The sequence below is a fragment of the Listeria farberi genome (assembly GCF_014229245.1).
Taxonomy (GTDB): Bacteria; Bacillota; Bacilli; order Lactobacillales; family Listeriaceae; genus Listeria; species Listeria farberi.
On record NZ_JAARZJ010000004.1, the window covers coordinates 159,826 to 186,401 of the forward strand.

Sequence of the window (26,576 nt, forward strand, 5' to 3'; positions counted from 1 at the left end):
TTAAATTAAACTTTCCGATATTTTTTCAAAGCAAAAATATTTAATATAACAAATACGAGTACAAAACCTAATAAAATATAAAAATCATTTGCAAATGATGAAAATCCTTCTCCTTTCACCATAATAGATGTTAGTGCATTTGCACCGTAGTATAGCGGCATAATGTGCGCAATCCATACGAGCCAATCTGCCATGCCATCGAGCGGGAAAATCCCACAAAACAAGACTTGTGGCACGATTACAATAGGGATAAATTGAACGATTTGAAATTCATTATTTGCAAAAGTAGAAAGTAAAATTCCTAGTGCTAAGGAGACCATTCCAAGAGTTAACGTAATGAGTAACACATAGAATAAAGAGCCATTTTGCATCATGCCAAGTACTTGAATGGAGAATACTGCGACTAAAATAGACTGTAGTAGTGCAAAAATACCAAAGCCTATCAAATATCCTAACTCTAGTTCGATGCGTTTAATAGGGGTTGCCATGAGTCGCTCAAGCGTTCCTGTTGTCCGTTCTCTCAAAAAGGAAATCCCAGCGATTAGAAATACGAAGAAGAATACGAAAAAGCCAATGAAAATCGGGCTAATTGTGTCGAAAAAGCTAGTATCTTTGTCGCCATAAACGTAATCGGTTGAAATGGTTAGCTTTTCAGGGCTGTTTGTAAGCGATGGAAGCGAGTTTGGATCAATTCCAGCTTTGGCAAGTGCTTCTCCTGTTGTTTTGGCTTGTTTCTTTACTTGAACTTGTTGCTCGGCCATCAGAGCTTTTTGTAGTTTTAAACCGATTTCTTTACTTAAGCTTGGTTCACTATTTTCGTATGTCACTTTGATTTTCTCGCCATCTTGTTGAAAGAACGCGTCAAGATTAGCATCTTTAATTTTCGCAGTTACGTCCGTGTTGTCTGGGTAAGTCTTGATTGTTAAATCATTTTCTTTTAGTTCTTTTACCATAGAGCTCGAAAGTCCGCTCACTCCGACAACCGGCTTCACTGTATCGCCTTCAAATAAGTAAGTTAGTAATGTAATAAGTAAAAGTGGCGCAAGAAACATTAAAGCAAGCGTCCGTTTATCTCGCCGGAACTGGTTTATGATGCGTTTGACGATCGCAAATATTCGCATTAGTTCTTCCCTCCAAACTCTAAAAAGGCATCTTCTAGTTTGCCAGATGAAGTTTTGCTTGAGAGCTCTTCTGGGGTCCCTATGGCAATTATTTTTCCATTTCTAATCATAGCAAGCCTATCACATTTTTCGGCTTCATCCATCACGTGTGTCGTTACAAGGATACATTTGCCACTTGCCTTGAGATCATCCAGTTCTTCCCAAATAGTTTTTCTTAGTTCTGGATCAATTCCGACAGTTGGCTCATCTAATATTAAAACATCAGGATCTGCAAGGACAGAAATAGCGAGAGATAACCTGCGTTTCATTCCACCTGAAAAATTATTCACCTTTTTTGTTAAATCGTTTTGTAGATTAACTAGGTTTGTCGCGTAGTTGATTCGGTCTTTTTTAGCCATACCTTTAATAGAATAAAGTGAAGCAAAAAAATCTAAGTTCTCTTTAGCAGTTAAATCAGTATAAAGTGCATCTGACTGAGCCATATAACCGATTTTGCTAATTACAGGCAAATTCGGCATTACGTTTCCTAGTACTTTCGTTTGTCCACTTGTTGCTTTCTCCATGCCGATGATAGTTTTAACAAGAGTTGTTTTACCAGCACCAGATGGACCGATTAAGCCAAAAATCTCGCCCTTCTCGATATCAAGAGACATATCTGATAAGATGGGTTTCTTGCCGATTTTTACATCTAAATTCATCACATTAATTGCGATTTCCGTCATTACATTCCCTCCTTCTTAAAATGAGTGATTACTCACTTTCTATTTTACTCGAATTTTCTTCAATGTAAAGAAAAAACCGAACGCTTCGAGAAAGTTTTCTTCTCTCTGCATTCGATTATTTGCGTAAATAAATATCTGAAATGAGATGATCCGTGCCTTTATGAAGCACTAAATCAGCACGATATTTTGTTTTCTCAATGTTTTCTTTTAAATTGACACCATTGATTGTATCCCAAACACCAAGCGCAAAAGTTTCTGCTTCTTGTTTGCTAATTTTAGTATATGGGTGGAAATAAGAGCTTTCATTTTGGAAAGCTGTTTCGCGAAGCATGAAGAAACGTTCTAAGTACCATTTCTTAATATCCGCTTCACTTGCATCCATATAAACTGAGAAATCAAAGAAATCACTTGGAAACAAGCTTTCATGTTGATCGGCTTGAAGAACGTTGATTCCTTCAATGATAACGATATCCGGATTATGAATTACGCGTGTTTCATCTAAAACATCGTACGTAAAATGCGAATAAAGTGGTACTTCAACATCTTCTTTATTTGCTTTTAAATCGGTTAGAAACTTGGCAAAACGTTCGCGGTCATAGCTTTCTGGAAATCCTTTTTTATTCATAATTCCACGTTCTTCTAAAACCTTGTTAGGGTAGAGAAAACCGTCTGTTGTTACAAGCTCTACTTGCCTTGTTTTTGAAAACCAACGATCTAGCATTAGTTTAAATACACGTGCTGTTGTACTTTTACCCACTGCAACACTACCTGCTAGAGCAATGATAAATGGTGCACGCGATTCTTTTTTCTTTAAGTATTCCATTTTTTCGCCATGAATAAAAATCGCTTCATGGTATTGAATCGCAATTAGTTTTATTAATGGTAAATAGATTTCAGAGATATCTTGTAAAGAAATCCGGTCATTTAAACCACGTATTTCTTCCAGTTCCTCTGCAGTTAAAATTTGATCTTTACTCACTTCCAACTTGCGCCATTCTTCTCGTGGGAAATGAAAGTAGTGGTTGTAATCATTCATTCAATGTTCCATCCTTTAGTTCATTCGTGAAAACGTAAACAGCTTTATTTAAGGATAACGCAAGCCGCATAAATCCGCAAGTAGCGATTTAATATTTACGATAGACATAAACTGATTTTGGTTTTGCTACTTCTTTATAGCTATCTACTTGTACAGACGGGATATTCATTTTAAAAGGTGAATAGTACTCTTGAGTGATTGTTCCTTTTACCGTAAGCCAGGTATCGTTTTTGAAATTTGTCTTTTCGGGCATTTGAACGAGCATCCCAAATACGCCAGAGTCCGCTACACAATGAATAATTCCAAATCGAAATAAGAATAAATTATTATCTTTGGTCACTTCATCGTTATAAACAAAACCGGTAAATTCGATTTCTTTGCCAGTAAACTCACCAGGATAGTTATAGAGAATTTCCATTGTCATTAAATAGTTGCTTTCGGTTACTTTGATTGGATTTTGATCGATAATTTCGGCTTTTTCTTTCGCCATCATTTTTTCATAATCTGTTTCTCCAAAATAGCCACTTGTATCAGGTCTTAAAAACTGATTTTGGGCATAAGGATCATCACCCGCAGCATTATTTTTCGGAAAATGAAATCCTTTCGCGGAAACAATGGTTGAATCAAGTGTCGCAACTGGGAAAAGAAAGCCAGCAATTAAGGCATAGGAAAGTAAACCATACACCATGATTTTTTTTAAAATAGTATTCTCACCATCGTGAGTATGCCCCATATGCTCTGTCTTTGCGCCAATATCTTCATCACGAAAAACCATAATAAGCTGAATAATTGCAAGTAAAAATGCGGCAATCATGGCTGAAAAAGATAAATAAGCGTATTTCATATTAATATATTTACTGATGTCACCAGAAATATGTAGCTGCATTAAATAAAAGCCAAATCCAAATAAAATAAAAACTCGAAACATGTATTCACCTGCTTTCTGTTAAATAACCAAGGCGTATAAAAAGACGACAATCGTTACACTTGTAACAATTAATAAGACAAATTTTGCTTTAAAAGCTCCTAGCATCATCATTAAATTTTTAATATCAAGCATTGGACCAAACACTAAAAATGCAACGATGGATTGTGTGGAAAATACACTTCGGAAGGAAGCGCCAATAAAAGCATCTGCTTCTGAACATAAAGATAAAATAAAAGCTAGAACCATCATTAATAAAATAGATAAAATCGGACCATGTCCAATGGATACAAGCGTCGAAGTTTTAATATATGTTTGCATCGCTGCAGCAATTAAGGCACCAAAAACTAGATACTTGCCGACAGAAAAGAATTCGTCAACTGCATGCTGTACGGTATGCCAAACTTTTTGGCTAAAAGACATTTTTTCATGTGTATGCTCTTCACCGTGATGATGGTGCGCATGGTCGTGCTCTGGTTCAGCCTGAGCTTCTTCTGTTGTTAAAACTTGAAATTTCGTTGTTGTTACATCCCCACTCGGACCTCCTGCAAGGGCTAAGTTTCCAGCTGGTACAGCAACTTTTTCACTGGCAGCTTCATATTGTAAAAACCGTTCTTTCAAACCAGTTCCTTTATAAAAATAAGCGATAATATTTCCAACAACGAGTGCTACTACAAGGCTTCCAGCAACGCGTAAAAGTGGAACTTCCCAAGTACTCCCAAATGCAACATACGTAGAAAATAAGACTACTGGGTTAATAATTGGAGCTGTGAGCATGAAGGCAATTCCAGCATGAAGCGGTACTCCTTTTGCAAGTAGATTACGAACAATCGGCACAATGCCGCATTCACAGGAAGGGAAAAATACACCAATAAGCGAGCCAACAATGACTGCTAGGAATTTATTTTTTGGAATAACGCGAGCAATAAATTTTTCAGAAATAAACATTTGAATAAAACCAGCAATAAATACGCCAATTAATACAAACGGCAGCGCTTCTATCAAAATAGATATAAATATGGTATTCATTTGTAGGAATGAATCCGGCAGATGACTAAACATAGGATTCCTTCTTTCTTAACTCTTTTTAATAACTATTTGATTCTAAGCCTATCTTTTGAAGAAATCAAGTAAAAGATAAATGACTATATTTTTTATTTTGCTTGAATAAAAAGACAACAATCTAACTAAATTGTTGTCTTTTAGTAATAATTTCTTGATAATCTTGTTCGAGAATTGCCTTTTCTGCTGGTTTTAAATTTGGTTGCATGAGTTTCGCAGCAATTTCTGACATTCGCATTTCTAAAATCAATTTATCTTCTTCTGTTACACGACTTGGGGCTTTACTTTCTTCATATTCTGAGAAAGTCATTCTGTGGAACGTCATTTGTTTGTCTTCTATCACGAGTAATTCTTCTGCAACTTGATTTACAAACGTCCTATCATGCGAAACAAATAACACTGTTCCGGTAAATTGTTTTATGAGCATTTCCAAAGCTTCCATTGCGTAGATGTCTAAATAGTTGGTTGGTTCATCAAGTATCAGGAAATTCGCATCACTGACAAGAAGCATACTGAGAAGTAACTTCACTCGTTCTCCACCAGAAAGCATCCCGACTTCTTTTTGCAAATCACTTTCTTTAAAATGCATACTTCCAAGCACATCTCTGTTTACTTGCTGTGTTTGAACGCTCCTATCTGTGATGTTTTCTATGAGCGTCTTCGCTAAATCTAACCCTTTTAGTTCTTGATCAAAATAAGCGAGTTTAGCTTGATTGTTACAAGTAATAGTTGGATTTTCTTGGATAATTTCTCTCAAAAAAGTGGTTTTACCGCTCGCATTTTCACCAATAAGCGCTACTTTATCTCCTGCTTTAATCGAGAATGCCTTTGTTTCAAACAATGTTTTTCCTGCAATTTCGAAGGTTGCTTCTTTTGCGCTTAATATCGTACTACCTTTTTTTATTAATCGGTTATCGGGCGTGACGATTTTAATTGGCTTTGTAGTGCGTGGTTTCTCGACATTTCCAAGCCGCTCAATCCGTTTTTCTAAGGCTTTAATTGTACTATGTTGTTTCTTTTGTTGTGTGCCTTTTCCAGCTTTAAAGGCGCTTGCTTCTTTGTTATTTAGACGTTTCCCTGGTTTTACAATTCGTCCTGCTTCAATTTCGTGATAGTTTTGTGATGCTTGTAGTTGTTTCTTTTTGTTTTTAAATTCTTTGTAGGCAAGTTCAGCTTGGTTTTCTTGTTGTTTTTTCTGCTCTATATAATCGTGATAGTTTCCTTTGTAAACTTGAATTTCTTGATTTTTAATTTCCCATATTTCTGTACATAGTGCGTCTAAAAAGGCGCGGTCATGGGAAATTATCATTAGGGCGCCGTGAAAATCGTTCCACTGCCGTTCTAAATGTTTAACGCTTTCGACATCTAAGTTGCTTGTTGGTTCATCTGCTAAAAGTATGCTTGGATTTTGTCGCATGGCATGTTGAATTGCTTTTCTTGTTTTTTCCCCGCCACTTTGTGTGCTTTTATCGGTAGAAAGTTGCTTGATATAAGCGAGTTTTCCGTATGAAGTAATGTTTCCTGATGTGGCTTCTATAACGCCAGCGATTACTTCCATAAGCGTTGTTTTCCCTAAGCCATTTTGACCAATGATGCCAATTCTTGCTTTCTTGTCTACTAACAGGTGCGGGATTTCTACTAAAGTTCTGTCCCCTATTTCTATTTTTAATTGGTTTATTTCGATTATTGACATAAAAAATAACCTCCTGAATATTTTCAGAGAGGAATCCGCGAAACTACGCCAAAAAAGGCTATAGCTAGAGTTATCATGCGAAATGAACATACGAATCCCGTCCGAAAAAATAGTTTCTACCCGAGAAATGGATAGCTTTCTTCATTTTTTCATATAATACAGGATTAGAATTTCATTGGCTTAAGATAACACTCCTTTTCGTTTGATGTTTACATTATAGCTCAATTTAGTAAATCCTTCAAGCTAAAAAAGCCGTGCAGCTCAAAATACACGGCTCAATTTGTGACCAATTATTCACTTTCTTCCACCATCATTTTTAGTTTTTGGATAAACTCTGCGAAACTTTCTGCCATTGATAAGCGTTTAGCATTGATTGGTTCAGAAACAATTTCCACAAATTTTTCAAAGAACTCGTTAAATTCATTGGCGTCTTTTTTACTGATGGCTACAAGAGCAACCAATTTTACTTTGACCTCATTCCAATAGATTGGTTCTTGAAGTGTCATAATCGAAACACCGCTACGGAGGGCATCGTTTTTAATTGAATGTGGTATTGCAATACCTGAGGGAAAGCTAGTTGGGGCCATTTGTTCCCTTTTTTCAACTTTTTCTTTAAAATCAGCGGTCACAAAGGCTTGTTTTTCCATTTTAGACACCATTTGTCCTCTTATTTTTTGTGGTGTGAGTTCTGAGGGATCAATTTGATTAGAATAGAGTGACGGGACTATATAGCGGTCAATTTGTTGTCCAAGTAGATTGTTTTCGAGTATTTTTTTCTTTGTATGGATTCTGCTCGTAATTTTTTTAATATCTTTTGCAGTGAGTAATGGATGAATAAAAATCGAACCAGCTTTTTCGAGAGCGCTGTCCCGGTTTGTCGTTAAAATAATATCGTAATGTTCATCGCATCGCTCATTTTCAATAACTTCAATGGTTGCCTCTTTTTCAAATAAGGCGCGTAGTTTTTTTAGCATATTATTTTTTAAATCATGGTAATCATCAACAAGAATACCGATTTCTAGTTTGATATAATCACGGTTTTCGCTCTCTAAAAAAGAACCGATATGTAGTGCAATAAAGGAAATTTCGTCTTCATTAAAGTCAATTGCTAGTTTTTCTTGTAGTAAAGAGGAAATGTAAACTGCGATGTCAAAGGTTACAGGATAAGAGGTTTTAATATCTAGTAAACTTAAATTTCTTGTATAAGCTTTGTAACGTGAACGGTAATATAAGCTTTGTACATGAATAGCAAGTTTAATAAAAAGTTGCTCGTTTTGAAGATCAATGAGGTACATTTCTTCCACGTTAGTGAGTACTATTTTAAGTGCTTCAATGATTTTTCTATCCACAAATTGTTCTAATTCAGCTTGGTTGGCATTGGCTGCCTGCTCGTTTTGAAGGCCAACATAAAGAAGGCCAAGTTGCTTTGTTTCTGCTTCTGAAAAATGAATTTGGTATTCTTCTGAGAGTATTCCGGCTATTTTTTTTGAGATTTCGTATTCTTTAGAGTGTTTTCTAATAAGCGTTTTTTGCGTTTCGATGAGCGTATTTCCTTGTTGGATGCGAACGATACTGATGGCGTAATGTAAAACAATATTCATCATCGAGTATGGATTTGTTGTAATAGCTTCTTTTGCTAGAACTTCTTTTACAATACTTTGAAGCTTATCAATCGAAACTATTTCCAGCATTTCTTGGATGTGCCCTTTGATGCTTTCACGGTAGCCGCCTTCTTCATATAATAAAGAAATCATATACTTTCTTTTGGCGCGCTCTTTTCCGACGAGTTTAATTCGATTTTTATCAATGACAATCTGTACGTTTGCTTCTTTCAGTTCGTTTTTTAATTGTTGAATATCTTTTTTTAAAGTGACCTCTGAAATAAAAAGAATTTCTGCGAGATCAAATAAATCAACGCCTGTTGTAGAGTTTTTAATTAATTCTAGTAATAATTTTGATTTTCGTTCTGTTATATCACTTCCTGCTTGAAAATCGTAGTGGATGGCCGAGTTAATTTGATACCCTTGCTTAGTTGAATTAATTAGATTTGGCGTCGCTTCATTTATCTTGTAGATATTGTTGCGAATGGTTCTTGTTGTACACTCGCAAAAATCTGCTAACTCATTTGAGGTAACCCACTTGTCTTCTTGTTTATACAAATAAGCTAGTATTTCTTTTTGAGTATCCATTCCTGTTACCCCCTATATATCGAAAGCCAGTTGTTTTAGCTATCAACTACCACAACTGGCGCTTCTGTTACATTAAACTTCTAGGTCTTCCCCATTAGACTCTATTACTTTTTTATACCATGAAAAGCTGTCTTTTTTAATTCTTTTGCCTGTGCCGTTTCCTTCGTTATCTAAATCAACGTAAATGAAACCGTATCTTTTTTCCATTTGCGCGGAAGAACAACTAACGATGTCAATTGGGCCCCATGCGCAATATGCGATCACTTCTACCCCGTCATACATCGCGCGTTTCATTTCTTTTAAATGGGCAGATAAATAATCAATGCGGTAATCATCATGGATTTCGCCATGTTCTAATTCGTCGTACATTCCGAAGCCATTTTCGGCGATAATGATAGGTTTATGGTATCTATCCCAGTATTGTGACAGAGCATTATATAGCCCTTTTGGATCGACTGCCCAGCCCCACGGATTTGCTTTTAAGTGTGGATTGGGGGTAATCGAAGCAGGATCCAAATCATTTTTCTTAGAATCGACCATTTGCGAATAATAATAGGAAAGTGCTAGATAATCCATCGTGTTTTTTTGCAGAATAGTTTTGTCTTCTTCTGTGATTTCAATATTAATGTTATTTTCGTCGAAGTAGTTAAGCGCATATTGTGGGTATTCGCCTTGGAACTGCACATCTGCGAAGAAATATTCCATGCGATTTCGTTTCATTGCGAGAACGATATCATCTGGATCGCATGAGAATGGATAAGCTGTACAATCGGCAAGCATCGTACCAATCATTAATTCAGGATTCAGCGCTTTTCCATACTCATAAATTTTCGCACTAGCGACAAATTGATTATGAACTGCTTGATACGTTGCGGATAAATAATCATCGACAGCATCATATGGAATGGCAGTTGAGTTGAATGGCTCAAATTGGATTAAATTAATTTGGTTAATAACAATCCAATATTTCACTTTTTTATTGTAACGATCAAGTACGGTTTTACCATATTTTTCAAATAAATCGATGACTTTTCGATTATGCCATCCGCCATGGTTTAAGACAATTTCTACTGGAGTTTCATAATGCAAAATGGTAATAATTGGTTCCATGCCAAGTTCGATAATTTTATCAATTAATTGGTCATAATATTTTAGTCCTGCTTCATTGGGTTCCTCTTCTTCACCAGTTGGGAAAATCCGTGTCCAATCTAGTGAAGTTCGGAATGTTTTAAAGCCCATTTCGGCAAGCAAAGCCAAGTCCTCTGGATACGTATGATAAAAATCAATGCCATGGCGTTTTGGATAATAGTTTACTTTATCTTCTATGCTTGCTTTAATATCTGCTAAACTTACGCCTTTATGTTGTTCCTCGCTAATCTCATCATTTGTTTTACCTTTATGATATTTGTGCAAATCTGCCAAACTAATTCCTTTTCCATCTACTTTAAATGCGCCTTCTGCTTGGTTGGCCGCGATAGCTCCACCCCATAAGAAGTCTTTTGGAAACTGATAATTTTCAAACATACTTGTACCTCCTATTTTTTCGTAAGTTCGGTCATTTTTTTGAATAAACGTAGCATATGCTCACCGATTAGTATTTCACTTTTTGCTGTCATTAAGGTATCTTGAGCATGACAGAACAGTGTGGAATAACGGATTTGGTTACCTGAAGCTTCTAATTGAAGTGTGTCTGTTTGCAGACTATGTGCAATGACAATTTCTTTTTTCGCAGAGGCGATAAATTTCTCGGCTTCATTAAATTCTAGTTCTTCTAAATGATTGAGTCCTTTCACTAAATCATTTCTTGCGTTCCCTGCATGGATTAATATATTCATGGATAGTTCATTTAAACTATCTGTTTCTTCAACATAGTCTTGCTCTGACATTTTAGTTCCTCCAATCAATTTGTTACCATTTCTTTCTCTGCTTCTATCGCGTCTAATTTTTCTTGTTTGAGTAGTGAATTATCGTATGCTTTAAAGAACGGAAGATAAACCAGCCATGTGATGACGATAATCGCTAAACAAACAATAACCGCACGGAAATCTTGTGTTGCGAGATAAGATGTTACTGGGTAAGGCATGTACCATAGCAAGAACGACTGCGCGGGTATACTTACTAAATCCATTGACATAACGAAATAAGCGATACTTGGGACTAAGAAAGCGTTAATCCATGTTGGTATCATTAAGTATGGATTAAATGCAATTGGTGCTCCGAAGAATAATGGTTCGTTGATGTTAAAAATCGATGGAACAATAACTGCTTTTCCAATTGCTTTTAGTTGTAAAGATTTACTTAAAATCAGCATCATAATCGAAAGCGATAATGTTGTTCCCACTCCGCCGATTGAAATTAACGCGTAAACTGTTTCTTGAGTTGCTATGTTTGATGCACTTGCACCATTTGCTACGGCTTGTGAGTTTTCTGCAAGTCCTGCCATATAAACTGGATAAATTGCTGGCATCATTACCCAACCAGAAATCCCGAATGTATAAAGAAAAGCGGGAATGAAAACTGAAAGCACAAAACCTGGATAAGATTGTACAATCGATGCGAGTGGGCTAAACACAGCCACAATAACTTCAAAGAAATCGATATTAAATTGAACTGTAATTAACCAACCAACGATTAAAATAAAAGTAATTGGTAGTAAACTGTTAAACCAGCCGACAACGAAATCAGGTATTGGCGTATCTTCACTGAACAGCGAACGCTTCGCCGCAAAATTCATTACACAACCAACAAATAGTCCTGTTGTAATGGACAAGAACATTCCAGTTGCCCCAAATCTAGATAAAATAAAAACGGCATCTCCATTTGCTGAAATAGTCGGAAATAGTAACATTAAAAATAATACAAGTCCAGTAGCTCCGGAAATTAATTTTTGACTGCTATTCCCTTTTTTCTCCATTAGATAATACGGGATTAAAAATGCTACGACTAAACCAAACATCCCAAACGAAAAATTACTTATCATCGAAAAATCAGGCATACCGGGGAATAAATTTTTAAGTAATGAAACGATGGTGACTAAAGAACCGACAAAAACGAGCGGAAGCGCAGACATAATTGCATCTTGAATTGCTGATACCCAAGGATTTTTAACAACTTTATTTACTTTTGGTGCAAATTTATTTGTCATAAAATCCATCACTTTGTTGTTCATCCTTTTATCCCTCCATATTTAAAATAAGATCAAGTGCTTTTTCACCGTTAAGCGTCCCATATGTTGCTTGAGGAATGACTGATACTAAAACATCTTTATCAGCTACTTTTTGCTTTAAATCATCTAACATATAGGCTAAATGTGGACCAATGAGTAAATAATCGATTTCGTTTATTCTTTCATCAATTTGTGATTCACTGGCTGCTTTCACGGTCACTTGTTCTCCACGTTTTTTTGCTGCTTTTCTAATCGCCGCTGCCATAAATCCACTTGAAGCTCCTGACCCACAAATGAGTAAAATGTTTTTCATTTTGTATCCTCCCTTTCCTTAACTTACTTTTATTATATAAATGACTGAATCCGCTTACAAATATACTTTTTTCCTACTGGTAGGAAAGTACGCAAAAAAAGAACCCCTTCGCTTGATGCGAAGGAGTTCCATGCTCGTTTGATTTAATCACGATATTTTAAGTTAATGAATTTCACTTGGATGTATTCTTCCATTCCGTAATGACCATTTTCACGGCCAAAGCCTGAATGTTTTACACCACCAAATGGAGTTTCTGGATTGGATATGGCGATTTCGTTTGCACCAACCATACCATACTCTAAGGCTGCACCAACTTTTTCAACGCGTGCTAAATCTTTAGTATAGAAATAAGAAGCGAGACCGAATTCGCTATCATTCGCCATTTCAATTGCTTCGTCTTCCGTTTCAAAAACGATGAGCGGAATTACGGGACCGAATGTTTCTTCATAAAAGATGTTCATTTCACGAGTGACGTTATCTAAAACAGTTGGTTTATAGAAGTTACCTTTGTTGTAGTCAGAGCCAGTTAATCGTTCGCCACCAGTTAGGACTTTGGCGCCTTTATCCGTCGCGTTTTTAAGTTGTTTATCGATTTTGTCGATGGCATCTTCGCGAATAAGTGGGCCAACATTGACATCGTCTAAACCGTTCCCGACTTTTAGTTTTTCTACTTTAGCGACTAATGCTTTAGTGAATTTTTCTTTGATTTCTTTTGCAACAAAAATGCGGTTTGGTGATACACATACTTGGCCATTGTTACGGAATTTTGCTGCAATTAAATCATCTACAGCAGCTTCAAGGTTAGCATCCGCAAATACGATAAATGGTGCATGTCCACCAAGTTCAAGCGAGATTTTCTTTAATGTGTCAGCAGATTGTTTAAATAGTGTTTGGCCGACTTTTGTCGAGCCTGTAAACGTTAATTTGCGGACATCATCACTATCTGTTAAAGTTTCACCGATTTCTTTCGAGCTACCCATGACAATATTAGCAACGCCTTTTGGTAAGCCTGCTTCTTCAAAAATTTCAAAGATAGCTAAAGCCGAAAGTGGTGTATCTCCAGATGGTTTTAAAACAATGGTATTACCTGTAGCTAGTGCTGGTGCGAGTTTTCGTGTCACCATTCCACCCGGGAAATTCCACGGAGTAATTGCTGCTACTACACCAATTGGTTGTTTTTTTACGATAAACGCATGGTTGTTTGGAGCTGGGATTGTTTCTCCGTATAGTCTTCTTGCTTCTTCCGCCGCGAATCGGAAATTTTCCGCACCGGTTAAAACTTCTCCTTTTGATTCTTTTAATGGTTTACCTTGTTCTAGGGTCATAATTTTTGCTAAAGTATCCGCTCTTTCTTCCATTAAATCAGCAATATTATGCAAGAGTTTGACGCGGTCAGCTAGTTCCATTTTAGCCCAATCGGGAAAAGCGTGTTTTGCAGCTTTAATCGCTTCTTTTGTTTCGTTAGGTCCTGCTTGAGCAATTTTCGCGATGACTTCACCGTTTGCTGGATTTACAATATCTTTTGTTTCTTTATTATCGCCGTCTGTCCATTTTCCATTAATAAATAATTTAGTTTGAACTTTTGGTAAGGCTGTTTCTTTAATACTCAAAAATACCACTCCTTAGTAAATTTTTCTGTCCGAATCTATCGTTGCTTATAATAGTGTTTTCCACAAATCGAAAAATTTAATCAGGATTTTCCTCTTAAACCCAGAAAATGGTTTATAAGAAAACTGGCTCCATCCCAGCATGATGGGCTCGAGCAACTTTTAAAAAAACTTTAATTTTTTCAAAAAAAACTAGCTGCAATCACCGCAACTAGTTTTTTTATATTAACTTTCTTCAATTGGTTGATGTATTTCTTCTTTTACTTTTTTCGGTGCGTTTTTCTTATATGCAAGGAAATAGAAAAGGCTGACAAAAACTGCTCCGCCGACTACATTTCCGAGGTATACTGGGATGACGTTCCAAATAAAATCTGCCCATGAATAGTATCCAGCGAAAATTGCGGCTGGGATAATAAACATATTGGCGACAACGTGCTGAAATCCGATAGCTACAAAAGCCATGACGGGGAACCAAATACCGAGGATTTTCCCAGCAAAGTCTTTTGCCGCGTAACAAAGCCAAACAGCAATTCCAACAAACCAGTTACACCCTATACCTGAAACAAAAGCAACCCAGAAAGGATCGTTAATTTTTGCTCCAGCTGTTGCAAGTGTTTTTGGTAAAAAATCTCCTTCAGTTAAGCCGACGAAATGCCCAAAGAAGTAAGCGACGAAAAAAGCGCCGACTAAGTTCATGACGGACACAATCGCCCAGTTTCTAAGTAATTGTTGGAAGGAAATCTTTTTGTCATACCAAGCAATCGCTACCGCCATCATGTTGCCAGTGATTAATTCTCCTCCACCAAGTAAGATGCATACAAGCCCAACTGGAAAAAGACTCGCACCAATAAGTGTTGCAAAACTGCCCCATTCGTGAGGCATTGTTCCCACTGCACGTATGTATAATAAGTAACCAAGAGATATAAAAGCGCCACCTAAAAAACCTAGTAAAACGAGTGTTAATGTACTCGAATTTGCTTTTTGTGTTCCTTTTTCAATCGTAATCTCTGTTACTTCCTGCGGGCTATAATATCCCACATGAATCCCTTCCTTCTTGTTAAAATAATCACAAAATTGCGTTCTTATTATAGCATAATCAAAAACAGCTTGCTAGTATCAAAAAGCCCGGCACAAAAGTCCGAGCTCGCGTTTTACGTATGGAGTTCTTTTACAACAGGGATTCTAATTTCAATATCCGCACTTTCTTCGTCATTTTTTGTATATACTTCTAATTTAAATGGTAACGGATCAAAAACTGGATTGTTGGCAGTAATATACGGTTTGTAATCTTTTTCCTGTATTGCCCGTGCTATTTCCTCGTAACTTTCGAGTATATCGGTCCGAGCTATATGTTCCGCCACAAAATAAGTATGAGCGGGAACTTCAATCCATTCAAGTGGGTCTTTTAAGTTCGCGTATTTTTGCTCAACTGGTATTGCAGTATAATACGTTATACCATCTTCTATATTATGGACAGAAATACCATAGAATTGCTTAATTTCCGAAAAATCATCTAATTCTTGCGCAAGTTCGAGCATTTCTTTAAAAGCACTTTTAATTTTTGTATGGTATGCTTCTGTTTTAAGTCCTTCGTGAACAAGCGCAATACCCGTGAAACCTTCCCATTCTTCTAATCGTCCTAGTTTAATCGCCATGATTAACACTCCTTTTAAAAAGAATATTACAGCAGAAGATTCATAGATGATTTTGAACTTTTCTATTCGCATAACATATGGTAATTACCCTACTAAACATTACTTAAAACAAGATACTAATGAAAACAATCGCTACAATAATAAAAACAAAAGTAAGCCACGCGACAGGACGAGCAGTGTTAATAGTCCAACCAATGCCAAAACGTTTCTCAACAAATAAAGCAGGATCATTCCTGTTAAAATAAATTACTCCAGCTTTCCAAAACGCATCATCATCACGAATTGGTTTATTCACATTATCTGGTTCGTTAGCAAATTTTAGCCTACTTCCGCCTTGTCCTACTTTTACGGCTAGAAGAACTGTTCCAAGTAAAATTAAAATGATAGAAATACTCATGGTAATCATTATAATTTCAGGTGAGAGTGAAAGTAAAATAACTACTTGCATTACGAGAAAATCAATAACCAGAATAACGCACATAATCAACATTGCTTTACTAGAAATTTGTCTAAACAGCATATTCCGTTTTAACGAATCTGTCGGGTTTTCGTTTTCCACCGTTTGTTTGCTTCTCGCAATAACGAAATTAATAAATATAAATAAAGCAATCATTCCTAATTGCAGCATTGGTAAAAGTAACGCTGCACTCACGGATTTTTGAACGGTATCAGTCACTACCCCATTCATATCAAAATGGACTGGGAAAGCCTCTGGTGCAATTGGATAGAATACTACTGTAATCGCAAGTGTGATAATAAAAATAAGTAATGGCACTACAAACCAAGTATACGAAATAACCATTTTCCTACGATGAAAACTAGTATCTACCATGATAATAGAATTGGTTGAAATTTCGCCAGACTCGATTTTTTCTCTTTTCCATTGTAATGTTATTTGGTGAAAACGATAGTAAATAATGAAAGAAACAATTAATTGACCAAACATGGATAGGATAAAGATTCCCGCTTGGAAGTTTTCACTCCAATGAAGACCTTGAATTAATGCAATCCCAATGATAGCAATTAACACCGTCCATAAAATCACTTGACCAACATATTGTTTTTTTAATTGCGTTAGTTCTGCATTTCGGTTAGCACGTTCCCCTACATTTACACCAAAACATTCGGATTTACGTGTCACAAATGGGGTAATTGCTTGTAGAGAAATAATAGCAATACTGACAAAAATATAAATGATGATTTCCATAACTACTCCACACTCCGCCCTTTTATTTCGTCAAAAATAGCTCTACTGATTTCTAGCCACTCATCTTCACTCACACTACGTACAATCGACTCAGCTATTAAAGGTCTTAGTTTTGTTTGTAGTTTGGTGAAAAATAATTGATCTGCTTTTGCCACACCATCTGGATGTATAACTACTCCTTTTTGGCGGTGTATTTGAATAAATCCTTCTTGCTTTAAGATTTGGTATGCTTTATTTACGGTATGAAAATTAATACCAATATCTGCACCAAGACTTCTCACAGAAGGAAGTTTATCTCCCGGTAAAAGTTCCCGTTTTGCCATGCCTTCGATAATTTGATTACATATTTGTGTATAAATCGGCTCGTCTGATTGTAAATCAATCGCGAGTAACATACAAACACCTCTTCTCTAACTGTTATATATATTGTATAACACATATATCTTTAAGTCAACATCATTAATTCAGTGGCTATTTAAAGCAGTTAATGGTACTATAAAATTTAACAATAAGGTTTATGGAAAGAAGGGAATCATTTGAAATTTTCACGTTTTAGGGATAGTAAATTGTTTTTTTGGACCATTGAAATTTTAGCAGTTGTGGCAGTTTTATTCATTCTATTGCAGATGAAGTACATATTTTCACCAATCGGCATAATCGTTTCCACTTTATTTATGCCTATTCTAGTAGCAGGATTTTTATTCTATTTATTCAATCCGCTCGTTTTATTTTTGGAAAAGAGAAAAGTTCCACGACTTTTAAGTGTTATTTTGATTTTTATCGCGTTTATCGCGCTTGTTGTTCTTGCTGTAATGCAACTCGGTCCAACACTTGCTGACCAAGTAGCCGAACTTGCAAAAGCCATACCAGGTTACTGGCAAGATTTTGAAAAATGGCTACAAAGTCTTTCAAATAATTCTGCTTTAAAAGATATAGATATGAAACAAGAACTTTCAAAACTCAACATTTCCTTGCCGAAAATCATGTCTATTGTAGTTGATGGAGTAGCTTCTAGTTTTGGAGCGATTATCTCATTTGTGTCTGGTTTCGTTATGATCCTTGTAACAGTACCATTTATAGTCTTTTATATGTTTAAAGATGGTCATAAATTCGTTGAGTCTTCTGGCAAATTTTTCCCAGCAGGTATTCGTTCTGAAGCAAAACAAATTATTAAAGAAATGAACAAAACAATTTCTACTTACATTAGTTCCCAAGCGATTGATTGTATGTTTGTTGGTTTGTTTACTTTTATTGGTTACTTAATTATTGGTCAACCGTATGCACTTTTATTTGGATTTATAGCAGGTGCAACGAACATTATTCCTTATCTTGGACCATTCCTTGGAGCGGCTCCCGCGGTTATCGTGGCGCTATTCACTTCTCCAGTTCAGGCACTGCTCGTTATTGTTGTCGTTACTATCGTTCAACAAATTGACTCTAACTTACTTTCTCCATATATTATGGGTAAATCATTATCAATTCACCCGCTCACTATTATCATCATCTTGATTGTTGCAGGTAATTTAGCAGGAATTTTTGGAATGATTTTAGGAGTTCCACTATATGCTGTAGTGAAAACAATTATCGTTAACGTTAATCGTTTAATTAAATTGCGGCGAGGTCAGCTGGCGATTGATAATAATCTTCCTAATCCAGATACACCGAAAGAATAAAAAAACGAGCTTTGGGAAACTAGTTCCTAAAGCTCGTTTTTTTCTATGCTTTTTTAAAATGAGAAGTATCATTTAAACGTTCTAATTTGAATAAACCATTTTCATAAGCTAAAACAGTAACACTCGCATTATCTAAAATGACTGATTCGTCCATGGATGGTTCCAGTTCGTGGACAATGTTACGAATGGTATTTCCGTGAGCGACGATAAGAACATTCCCGCCTGTTTCACGGTGCCGATTAATGACATGTAAGAAACCTTGTTCTACCCGAGTCCAAAATGTCATAAAATCTTCCGCATCTCCTGTTGGGTCAGCTGCTTTTGTGCCGTTCATTGTTTCGCGTACATCGGCATTTTTAAATAGCTCTTCTTGATTCGCATAACCCATATGATGAGCAATTTCATTCCAAGCCACATCGCCTTTTTCACCTTCGTAGGAACCGAAGAAAGTTTCCCGAAATTCACTTAGTGGTTCAAGCGTTAAACCAAATGCATGTTTATTTTCTTTTAGTAGGTGTCCTGCTGTTGCGATTGTACGGTGTAAGTCACTTGAATAAGCTGCGACGAATTCTGTTTCTGCAAGCCCACGACCACTTTCTTTTACTACTTCAATTCCTTCTGGTGTGAGCGGCGTATCAGCCCAGCCTTGCATACGTAAATTTTTGTTTAAATAGGTTTGACCATGTCTTACAAAATAAAGTGATAATTTTTTTCCCATTACGTACTTCCTCCTCCATCGTTGTTTTCTATTTCATTGTAACAAATTCTTCAGATCCAGTTGGGTGGATAGCAACTGTATTATCAAAATCAGCTTTTGTTGCTCCCATGTTAATAGCAACGGCGAATCCTTGAATCATTTCATCTACCCCGTAGCCAATACCGTGCAGACCGATTACGCGTTCTGTTTTCCCTTCACAAATCAATTTCATCCGGCAAGGCTCGCGGTGGTCTGTGATGGCTGTATACATTGAGGTAAAGCTAGAAGTGTACACTTTAATATTTTCTTTGCCGTATTTTTCGATTGCTTCTGGTTCTGTTAAACCAACTGTACCGATAGCAGGATGACTAAAGATAACAGTTGGAATATTTTCATAGGTTAAATGTGCATCTTTTTTGTTATTGAAAAGGCGTTCTGATAAACGGCGCCCTGCTGCAATTGCGACTGGCGTTAATTCATAATGACCCGTTACATCGCCAACTGCATAAATCCCCGCTACATTGGTGTTTTGGAATTTATCTACGGCGATATGTCCGCTTTCTAAGAGTTCTACGCCCGCATTTTCGATTTGAAGCCCTTTGATAACCGGTTTACGCCCGATCGCCCAAATAAGCGTATCGACGGTTTCTGTGCGACCATCCTCTAAGCTCAACGTCAAACTGCCATCTGGATTTTTTTCTACCTTTTGAGGAACGGCATGTTTATGCAAAGTCATGTCAGATTGCTCGATAAGCTCGGTTAATGTATCTGTTAAAATCGGGTCAAAATTACGAAGAGGAGCATGTTTACGCACAAAAAGATGTGTATCTGACCCAAATTGCTGTAATACGCCAGCTAATTCAACAGCGATATAACCCGCGCCAACAACCGCCACTTTTTTAGGAAGCTCATTTAACGCAAAAAAGCCGTCTGAAGTAATGCCATATTCTGCGCCAGGGATGGAAGGAAGTGCTGGTTCGCCGCCCGTCGCAATTAAAATATGATCTGCTGTCACTAGTTCACCATTCACTCGCAACGTTTTTTCATCGACAAATTCCGCGTAACCTTTAATCCACTCAACTTTATTGTTATCAAGCCCATTCTTGTACGAACCTCGAATCCGTTCAATGTAAACTTCTCGGTTTTCTACTAATTTTTGGAAGTTAAAGCTTGCGTCCACTTGGTAACCATAGGCATCTGCATATAAGTCCATCGCTTCTTTAATTTGTGCGCCATACCACATAACTTTTTTAGGAACACAACCAACATTTACACATGTTCCACCTAAAAATTTTGGTTCAATGAGTGCACACTTTGCCCCGTGCATTGCCGCGCGGTTAATAGAAGCAATCCCGCCACTACCGCCACCAATCGCAATATAATCATAATGCTTCTCCATACAAAATCTCTCCTAACATTTCTTCGTTTTCGTTTTTATAAATACGCTTCGCCCCGCATAATCGCGAGAACCCGCGGATTTGGTAAGTATCGTTTTATCACTTGAAGTTTTTCATAGGTGTCGGTATCACCTAAATGTTCAGCAATACCCATAGCAACGGCGCTACTTCGACTGACTCCAGCATGACAATGGACTACGATTTGCGTGAAATCCGGATGTTCATCCACAAAATCATAAATCAAATCGCGATGAACTTCATTAAATAGTTTCATTTCCGCTTGCTCTTTGTCACTTAATCCCCAGTAATCATCTTCTTCGTTAATATCATTAAAGTGAACGGGCAAAATAGCATCAAAAAGTGATTCGTGTTTGAGTGGCTGATAGGTTGCGCCGACATCCGCAATACGAATAAGTAAAGTATGCTCTGAGCGCGGCTTAAACTGCACCGCTACTACTTCTGGTACGGCAATTATCCGTAAATCAAATGGATCAAAATCAATTTGGCGCCTTTCTTTGTTAATATAATTCGCCATCCTGCATGTCCCCTTTTCCAGTGCAACAAGATTTTCCTTCGTCTTATTCCCTCTCTATTCTATCATGCCTAGACATTTTTACATAAAGAAGCAGTTTCAAACACAAAAATAACCAAATAAAATTATTTGGTTATTTTTTCCCTTGGCGGTAAAGATCTTTTGTTTTGTACCCTTGACTCAAAATATCGACCATTTCTACGCGTCTTTTTTCTTGTGTGGCTGGTTGTTTGGCAGAATAAATATAGCGCGCCCAAACACGCTGGTATCCTGTCGCTAAATTATTGTAAAATGCTTGTAAATCGCCTTTATCTGCTAAAAATTCTGCGACAAGTGGTACATAATCGGCATATTCATCTGCGGAAGGGTTATTTTTCTTTACGCCTTTCGCTTTTAGCTGTGCTGCTTCTTTTAAACCAACAACCGTGTAAGTTTCATCAAGCGCTACCATTCGCGTGAATTTGAGGGTGCTACCATCCACGTATCCTTCCTCATCGGTTTTAAGCGCTGGCATGAGTTCATCGCGGTGTACATATGTAGCGAATTTTTTATTGCCTTTTTTTGGATAAGCAAAAAATAAATAACCATTCGCAGCAAGTTTATTTTCAGCAATAACTTCTTTCGTAAAAGACACTAATTCTTCTAGCGTTTCAACAAAATCGAAAATTAAGTCATATTGCTTATTTGCTAGTTTTTCTTCGTAATTTGCTAGGTTTCGAAAATAATCTGCTCCAACTGGTTTATTTAGAATGACTGCTTTTTTATATTTAGTCAGTTGTAATTTTTCTACTATTGTCTTTTCTTCCATATCCAGCACCTCGTTTGTATAGTTTGATTACAGTATATAGCCTTCTCTCCAAGTAATCAAGCCAAACTAAACGTAAAAAAAGACCAAGCGACGTGGCTTGGTCTTTGAATCATTTTATTTAAAAACAACAATCTCATTTATTTCAATCGAAGGATCTAAACTTTTTGCAACCGGGCAGGCATCTTTCACTAAATGCACGGCTTTTTCGGCTTTTGCTTCGTTACTTTTATCTACTAAATCCACCGTGAAAGTAACATTAATTTTCGTTAAAACATGCACGGCACTTTCTTGATCTTGTTCATAATCGGTATGAATGCTTAAATCATTTATCTCAATTCGTTTTTTCTCAAGTAATGTTTGATATACATATCCGCTACAAGCCGCAACCGCAGCCACTGTTATTTGAACTGGAGAAAAACCTTCTTCTTTAATTAATGTCCAGTTGCCGTTTGGATGTACAAGTTCTAATACTTTCCCATTTTTCACTAAATCCATAATCAATTCCTCCATTTTAATTCTTACAATTCTTATATGAATAATAAGATTATAGCTTAAATAAAAAGCCATGTCCAATTTCCCGTACGAAAAAAGAATCCAAGTTACACTTGGATTCTTTTTGAGCGGTCCCGACGGGATTTGAACCCGCGATCTCCTGCGTGACAGGCAGGCATGTTAACCCCTACACCACGGAACCATATGTATAGAAAATGAATAAAAAAGTGACCCGTACGGGATTCGAACCCGTGTTACCGCCGTGAAAGGGCGGTGTCTTAACCGCTTGACCAACGGGCCAGATAAAAAACGAAAAATGAATATATATTCAATTGAATTCATTTCTCTTACACCAACTTTTTTATTATAACATAATCTCAGTGACTGTCAACGGCTTTTTCTAATTTTATTCACAAATTTTTTATCTCTTGATTTTTATGCATTTTGGCTAGTATAAAACAAAGTCAGCTATGCTTATTAAAAGGCACGCTGACTTTATTTTACTTTTCTCGGTGATCAACCATAATAAAACTTCTCGTATCATAGCGATGTCTTGAACGGGAATATTCGACTGGTCTACCGTCTTTTAAATACACTACTTGCTCCACTTCTAAAACTGGATCGTGTTCCCCGCACGCTAAATATTCTTGGTCATATTCAGATGGCTTATCGGCATTAATTTTCCGAAAGGCTCCACTTAGCACAAGTCCCAGTGAGTCTTGTAAGTACGCATAAATCGAATGATGTAAAATTTCTTTCGTTAAACCAGGAACTAAATCTGCCGGCATCGTTGTATGCTCTAACACATATGGTGCGCCGTCCAAGAGCCGTAACCGAATCAATTTGTACACTGGCTGGTCTGCTTTTATTAAAAGTTGTTCTTGTGTTTTTTCATCTGGGAAAGCAATATCGAAAGCAATAATTTTACTCGAGATTCGATTGTCTCCCATCATTTTTGTCAAACCATCATAATCCCGCAAACTTGCATCTTGTTTATTAGCTAAGGCATTTTTCATAACAAAAGTTCCTGCACCGCGTTGTCTGTAAACAAGTCCTTCAAGCGCTAAAACATCAAAGGCTTTTTTTATTGTCATTCTGCTACAATCATAGGCTCTAGATAAGCTCACTTGATCAGGAAGAATGGATTCTGGTGGATAAGTACCGTTGTTTATTTTTTCACGGATTTCTGCGGCAATCAGTTCATACTTAACCAAGTCGATCGCTCCTTCGTTTGAATTAAAAATGTCTAGCCATTTCTAGTCAAATTATAGCATATCGAAAAGGAAAACATAACTTATTTGATAGCTGCTTCGGATTCTCTTGCTATATTCGTACGGTCAACAAGTTTGAGGAATGGATACCAGATGATTAAGACGATGAAGAAATCCACCACTTGAAGCGCCCCGCCGAGCCATGAGTTTGTTGCTAAAATTCCATTGATGATAATTGGCACTGTCCAAGGTACAGATACCCCAGTTGGAGCTGGTACAATTCCAGCAGCCATCACAAAGTAATTAAGTGTAGTAACAACTAATGGCGCAAGTATCCATGGAATTAAAATCGTCGCATTTAACACGATTGGCATCCCGAATAATACCGGTTCGTTTACATTAAAAATACCAGGTCCGAGCGCTAAACGACCAATTTCCTTACTTTGTTTGCTCTTCATTAGAAAAGCGAGCGCAATTACTACAGCAAGTGTCATCCCAGATCCACCCATGCCAACTGTAAATACTTCCATGAATGGTTTAGTAACAATATGTGGTAACGGCGATCCAGCTTTATAGGCGTCCAGATTTTCAAGCATTAACGTATTCCAAATTGGGTCCATTACCGAGTTTACAATAATTTGACCATGTAAACCGAAGAACCACAATACTTGGACAAAGAAAAGCGCAATCAGAGTTGGTATAATTCCTGATCCTAAACCAACAAGCGGTTTTTGAATAACAGTGTACACTACATCATGTAAGTTGGTGTTGAAGAAGAATTGAACAATAATATTAATTACTAAAAAGATACTTAATGTCAAAACGGCTGGTATTAATGCAGCAAATGATTTAGCGACTGCTGGCGGCACCCCATCAGGCATTTTAATCGTCCAATCGCGTTGCACGAAGAAACGATATAATTCTCCCGCAATAAAACCAGTAATCATCCCAATAAACATACCCTTTGCACCAAGTCTATCTAAAGAAAGTGCTCCAGTAACTAATTCCCCATTAGCACTATTAAAGAAAAATGGCGTTAAAATCAAGAAACTAGCGAGCGCTACAGCACCCCCGTATATAGCTTCTACTTTATAATACTTCGATAATGAATAACCAATACCAAAAACGACAAAAACCGTCATAATACTCATCGTCGCATTTTGAGCATTTCCTAAATAAAGTTGTAAAGTAGCTTTCGTTTCATCACTCCAAAATGGCAGATTCATCAAAACTACAGCAATAGAACCAAACATTGTCAGCGGAAACGCCAACATAAAAGCATCTCGTAAAGTCGTTAAGTAACGATTCTCCCCTAGCTTTGCAGCAAGAGGCATTAATTTATCCCCAAGCAACTCCATAAATTTATTCACTGTTCTTCCCCCAAACGGATTTTTTCTACAAGAAAACGTTTTCTATTTATTATTATACTCATTTATTTTTAAATGTCTAGTCTTTTTAAAATAAAAGAACGAACAAAAAGACTTCCATCCTAACGATGAAAGTCTCAAACTTATTTTCCCTTTTTCTTCGCTTGCTTTTCTGCGGCTTTTTGCTTGTTTTCAACTAATCGGAATAGTGTCATTTCTCGTATTAAATCATAAGGAACTTCTTCGTTAATTGGGAATTGAACCGCACCTTTTGAATACTTGTATTTTCCTAATTGCTTCTCAAATGCAGAAATACCACTAGGTGCTGGATAAAATCCATAATGATTTTTTGCAACCGCAAAGTGCACGAGATTACCTTCGAAATAAAAAGTTGGCATTTGATAACTAATTTTCTCTGTTGCTTCTGGCGCTGCGGATTGAATAGTTTCTCTAATCTTCTCTAGTACTTCTTTTGTTTCGGGCGGGGCCTGGGTAATATATTCATCTATTGTTGAAAATTCCAGTTTATTATCCATAGTCCATTCCTTTCTGAAATGTTTTAATTTATTATAGCAACTCTCTTAGTAAAAACCAATTTTTGGTGTCATTATATAGTCGTATTCATAAATATTATTCGCTAAGCTCATCTCTGACCGCCATAAGAGCAAAACCAAGAAGATTCAAACCTTTCCAATGTAACGGATTTTCCGCATGCTTATCATCAGAAGCTAAGCCAATACCCCAAACTTTATCCAAAGGACTTGCTTCAACTAAAATCCGATTATTCGTATGAAGCAAAAAATTTTTCAAATCTTTATTTTGAGAGAATTTTGCAAGATTACCACGTTTAACTATATTAAACCGATTTTCCATCCAAACATCTTCTTGAAAACCACTTATTAATCTACCAAAAGATTTTGCTTGTTTCGGATGTTTCGCTGCTAAAATTTTCCCTCTCATTTCTGTATCATTAAAAAGTTTTGCCTTTTCAGCCATCATGAATTGCTCAGCACAATTATACTCCACTCCATCAACCTTGAAATTACACTTCCACCACTGACTAAAACAACTTTTATTTATGCTTCCATCAGATGAAGATTGGTTTCCCCAAAAGAAGATGTACTTTAACTTTTGCTTTTTTTGGTATTTCTGCTGTATTTTTTCTAATGTATAATCCATACCTGTCATCTCCAACTTTTTAATTTTATTTATCATAATATTATTTTGCCAATTTCGATTTTCAGTAAGAAATCCGCAAATGAGTCTGCTATAACCAAACTTTCTTCAAATTCAGGTTCCGAACCATGAACAATACTTCCGTCATTTAAAGCGATAGCATAATATTCATAACAACCGCCAACACTCATCATAATTGGTAAATGTGCATTCCAAAATAGTTTTACTTTATTTTCTAAATTTTTATCGCCTTCTGCTGCTTCTAAACTCATTTGTTCAAAAGAATTCCACGAAAAGGCGTCATCTTCATTCTCTAAAAAATCTTCTTCCGACAAAAACCAACAAGTGTCCCCCGCGTGCTACAGAGGTTAAGTTGTTCATAAAAAATCTTATATGCATCTGGTAAATTTACATATCTTTTTAAAATTTGCTCTGGAAATTTTTTCTCTACAGCTGACAAATCTATTTGCCAATTATTATTTTTAGCTCATTCAAAAAAATGATTTATTGGTTCCATTTAAGCTACC

26 protein-coding genes, 2 tRNA genes and 1 pseudogene are annotated in these 26,576 nt (G+C 36.6%); 1 reads left to right on the top strand and 28 read right to left on the bottom strand.

The features are described from left to right. Positions 1-5: 5 nt before the first annotated feature. The 16 genes from HCB45_RS05190 to HCB45_RS05265 form a co-directional block, all read right to left on the bottom strand. The gene (locus HCB45_RS05190; RefSeq protein WP_185619102.1) at positions 6-1,121 is read right to left on the bottom strand and encodes an ABC transporter permease; all 1,116 of its coding nucleotides are present in this window, start codon (positions 1,119-1,121) and stop codon (positions 6-8) included. Further along, positions 1,121-1,843 carry an ABC transporter ATP-binding protein gene (locus tag HCB45_RS05195; protein ID WP_185619104.1) on the bottom strand — a complete coding sequence of 241 codons (723 nt, stop codon included), beginning with the start codon at positions 1,841-1,843 and terminating at the stop codon, positions 1,121-1,123. The genes HCB45_RS05190 and HCB45_RS05195 overlap by 1 nt, the downstream gene beginning before the upstream one ends. A gap of 115 nt (positions 1,844-1,958) precedes the next feature. Further along, positions 1,959-2,879 (bottom strand): type I pantothenate kinase, encoded by a 921-nt coding sequence (gene coaA, locus HCB45_RS05200; RefSeq protein ID WP_185619106.1) that lies wholly within the window; start codon positions 2,877-2,879, stop codon positions 1,959-1,961. Positions 2,880-2,967: 88 nt separating this feature from the next. Beyond that, positions 2,968-3,807: a TIGR03943 family putative permease subunit gene (locus HCB45_RS05205; protein ID WP_185619108.1), complete on the bottom strand. Its 840-nt coding sequence runs from the start codon at positions 3,805-3,807 to the stop codon at positions 2,968-2,970. A gap of 18 nt (positions 3,808-3,825) precedes the next feature. After that, the gene (locus HCB45_RS05210) at positions 3,826-4,866 is read right to left on the bottom strand and encodes a permease (protein WP_185607642.1); all 1,041 of its coding nucleotides are present in this window, start codon (positions 4,864-4,866) and stop codon (positions 3,826-3,828) included. Between the two features lie 121 nt (positions 4,867-4,987). Beyond that, positions 4,988-6,559 (bottom strand): Vga family ABC-F type ribosomal protection protein, encoded by a 1,572-nt coding sequence (locus HCB45_RS05215; RefSeq protein WP_185619110.1) that lies wholly within the window; start codon positions 6,557-6,559, stop codon positions 4,988-4,990. A gap of 290 nt (positions 6,560-6,849) precedes the next feature. After that, complete coding sequence (locus tag HCB45_RS05220; RefSeq protein ID WP_185607640.1) at positions 6,850-8,748, bottom strand: BglG family transcription antiterminator; 1,899 nt, start codon at positions 8,746-8,748, stop codon at positions 6,850-6,852. 72 nt (positions 8,749-8,820) lie between these two features. After that, on the bottom strand, positions 8,821-10,272 hold the full coding sequence (locus HCB45_RS05225) for a glycoside hydrolase family 1 protein (protein WP_185619112.1): 1,452 nt from the start codon (positions 10,270-10,272) through the stop codon (positions 8,821-8,823). 11 nt (positions 10,273-10,283) lie between these two features. Next, positions 10,284-10,634, bottom strand: a complete 351-nt coding sequence (locus HCB45_RS05230; RefSeq protein ID WP_185619114.1) for a PTS sugar transporter subunit IIA — start codon at positions 10,632-10,634, stop codon at positions 10,284-10,286. A gap of 14 nt (positions 10,635-10,648) precedes the next feature. Beyond that, the gene (locus tag HCB45_RS05235; RefSeq protein WP_185619116.1) at positions 10,649-11,917 is read right to left on the bottom strand and encodes a PTS sugar transporter subunit IIC; all 1,269 of its coding nucleotides are present in this window, start codon (positions 11,915-11,917) and stop codon (positions 10,649-10,651) included. A 4-nt stretch (positions 11,918-11,921) separates the two neighbouring features. After that, positions 11,922-12,227 carry a PTS sugar transporter subunit IIB gene (locus HCB45_RS05240; RefSeq protein ID WP_185318343.1) on the bottom strand — a complete coding sequence of 102 codons (306 nt, stop codon included), beginning with the start codon at positions 12,225-12,227 and terminating at the stop codon, positions 11,922-11,924. A 143-nt stretch (positions 12,228-12,370) separates the two neighbouring features. Next, a complete protein-coding gene (locus tag HCB45_RS05245; RefSeq protein ID WP_185619118.1) occupies positions 12,371-13,837 on the bottom strand; it encodes an NAD-dependent succinate-semialdehyde dehydrogenase in 1,467 nt (488 codons plus the stop codon). Between the two features lie 222 nt (positions 13,838-14,059). Beyond that, on the bottom strand, positions 14,060-14,872 hold the full coding sequence (locus HCB45_RS05250; protein WP_012581651.1) for a formate/nitrite transporter family protein: 813 nt from the start codon (positions 14,870-14,872) through the stop codon (positions 14,060-14,062). 113 nt (positions 14,873-14,985) lie between these two features. Next, positions 14,986-15,489 carry an effector binding domain-containing protein gene (locus tag HCB45_RS05255; protein ID WP_185619120.1) on the bottom strand — a complete coding sequence of 168 codons (504 nt, stop codon included), beginning with the start codon at positions 15,487-15,489 and terminating at the stop codon, positions 14,986-14,988. Between the two features lie 103 nt (positions 15,490-15,592). Further along, entirely contained in the window at positions 15,593-16,696 is a 1,104-nt protein-coding gene (locus HCB45_RS05260; RefSeq protein ID WP_185619122.1) for a DUF1648 domain-containing protein, read from the bottom strand. A 2-nt stretch (positions 16,697-16,698) separates the two neighbouring features. Beyond that, positions 16,699-17,091: a GntR family transcriptional regulator gene (locus HCB45_RS05265; RefSeq protein WP_185318339.1), complete on the bottom strand. Its 393-nt coding sequence runs from the start codon at positions 17,089-17,091 to the stop codon at positions 16,699-16,701. Between the two features lie 141 nt (positions 17,092-17,232). Between HCB45_RS05265 and HCB45_RS05270 the strand changes: the two genes are divergently transcribed. Further along, on the top strand, positions 17,233-18,369 hold the full coding sequence (locus HCB45_RS05270) for an AI-2E family transporter (protein WP_185318338.1): 1,137 nt from the start codon (positions 17,233-17,235) through the stop codon (positions 18,367-18,369). 43 nt (positions 18,370-18,412) lie between these two features. On the opposite strand, the gene HCB45_RS05275 is transcribed toward HCB45_RS05270, so the two are convergent. From HCB45_RS05275 to HCB45_RS05330, 12 genes and pseudogenes are all read right to left on the bottom strand, one after another. Beyond that, positions 18,413-19,087 carry a histidine phosphatase family protein gene (locus HCB45_RS05275; protein WP_033533219.1) on the bottom strand — a complete coding sequence of 225 codons (675 nt, stop codon included), beginning with the start codon at positions 19,085-19,087 and terminating at the stop codon, positions 18,413-18,415. A 28-nt stretch (positions 19,088-19,115) separates the two neighbouring features. Then, positions 19,116-20,465, bottom strand: a complete 1,350-nt coding sequence (gorA, locus tag HCB45_RS05280; protein ID WP_185619124.1) for a glutathione-disulfide reductase — start codon at positions 20,463-20,465, stop codon at positions 19,116-19,118. 35 nt (positions 20,466-20,500) lie between these two features. Continuing rightward, positions 20,501-20,998 carry a tyrosine phosphatase family protein gene (locus HCB45_RS05285; protein WP_185318335.1) on the bottom strand — a complete coding sequence of 166 codons (498 nt, stop codon included), beginning with the start codon at positions 20,996-20,998 and terminating at the stop codon, positions 20,501-20,503. A gap of 130 nt (positions 20,999-21,128) precedes the next feature. Next, on the bottom strand, positions 21,129-21,803 hold the full coding sequence (locus HCB45_RS05290; protein ID WP_185619126.1) for a YdeI/OmpD-associated family protein: 675 nt from the start codon (positions 21,801-21,803) through the stop codon (positions 21,129-21,131). 114 nt (positions 21,804-21,917) lie between these two features. Further along, positions 21,918-22,298, bottom strand: coding sequence for an OsmC family protein (locus HCB45_RS05295; protein WP_033533221.1), 381 nt, complete (start codon positions 22,296-22,298; stop codon positions 21,918-21,920). A gap of 126 nt (positions 22,299-22,424) precedes the next feature. Then, positions 22,425-22,497 (bottom strand) — tRNA-Asp (locus HCB45_RS05300). A 26-nt stretch (positions 22,498-22,523) separates the two neighbouring features. Continuing rightward, positions 22,524-22,595: transfer RNA gene (locus HCB45_RS05305), tRNA-Glu, on the bottom strand. A gap of 200 nt (positions 22,596-22,795) precedes the next feature. Then, positions 22,796-23,509, bottom strand: coding sequence for a GntR family transcriptional regulator (locus HCB45_RS05310; protein WP_185318332.1), 714 nt, complete (start codon positions 23,507-23,509; stop codon positions 22,796-22,798). 80 nt (positions 23,510-23,589) lie between these two features. Further along, positions 23,590-24,876 (bottom strand): PTS cellobiose transporter subunit IIC, encoded by a 1,287-nt coding sequence (gene celB, locus HCB45_RS05315; protein ID WP_185318331.1) that lies wholly within the window; start codon positions 24,874-24,876, stop codon positions 23,590-23,592. Between the two features lie 140 nt (positions 24,877-25,016). Further along, positions 25,017-25,409 (bottom strand): iron chaperone, encoded by a 393-nt coding sequence (locus tag HCB45_RS05320; RefSeq protein ID WP_185619128.1) that lies wholly within the window; start codon positions 25,407-25,409, stop codon positions 25,017-25,019. 94 nt (positions 25,410-25,503) lie between these two features. Then, positions 25,504-26,052, bottom strand: coding sequence for a riboflavin biosynthesis intermediates N-glycosidase (gene ybiA, locus HCB45_RS05325; RefSeq protein WP_185318329.1), 549 nt, complete (start codon positions 26,050-26,052; stop codon positions 25,504-25,506). A gap of 32 nt (positions 26,053-26,084) precedes the next feature. After that, a pseudogene (locus tag HCB45_RS05330) lies at positions 26,085-26,515 on the bottom strand (SMI1/KNR4 family protein). Between the last annotated feature and the right edge of the window lie 61 nt (positions 26,516-26,576).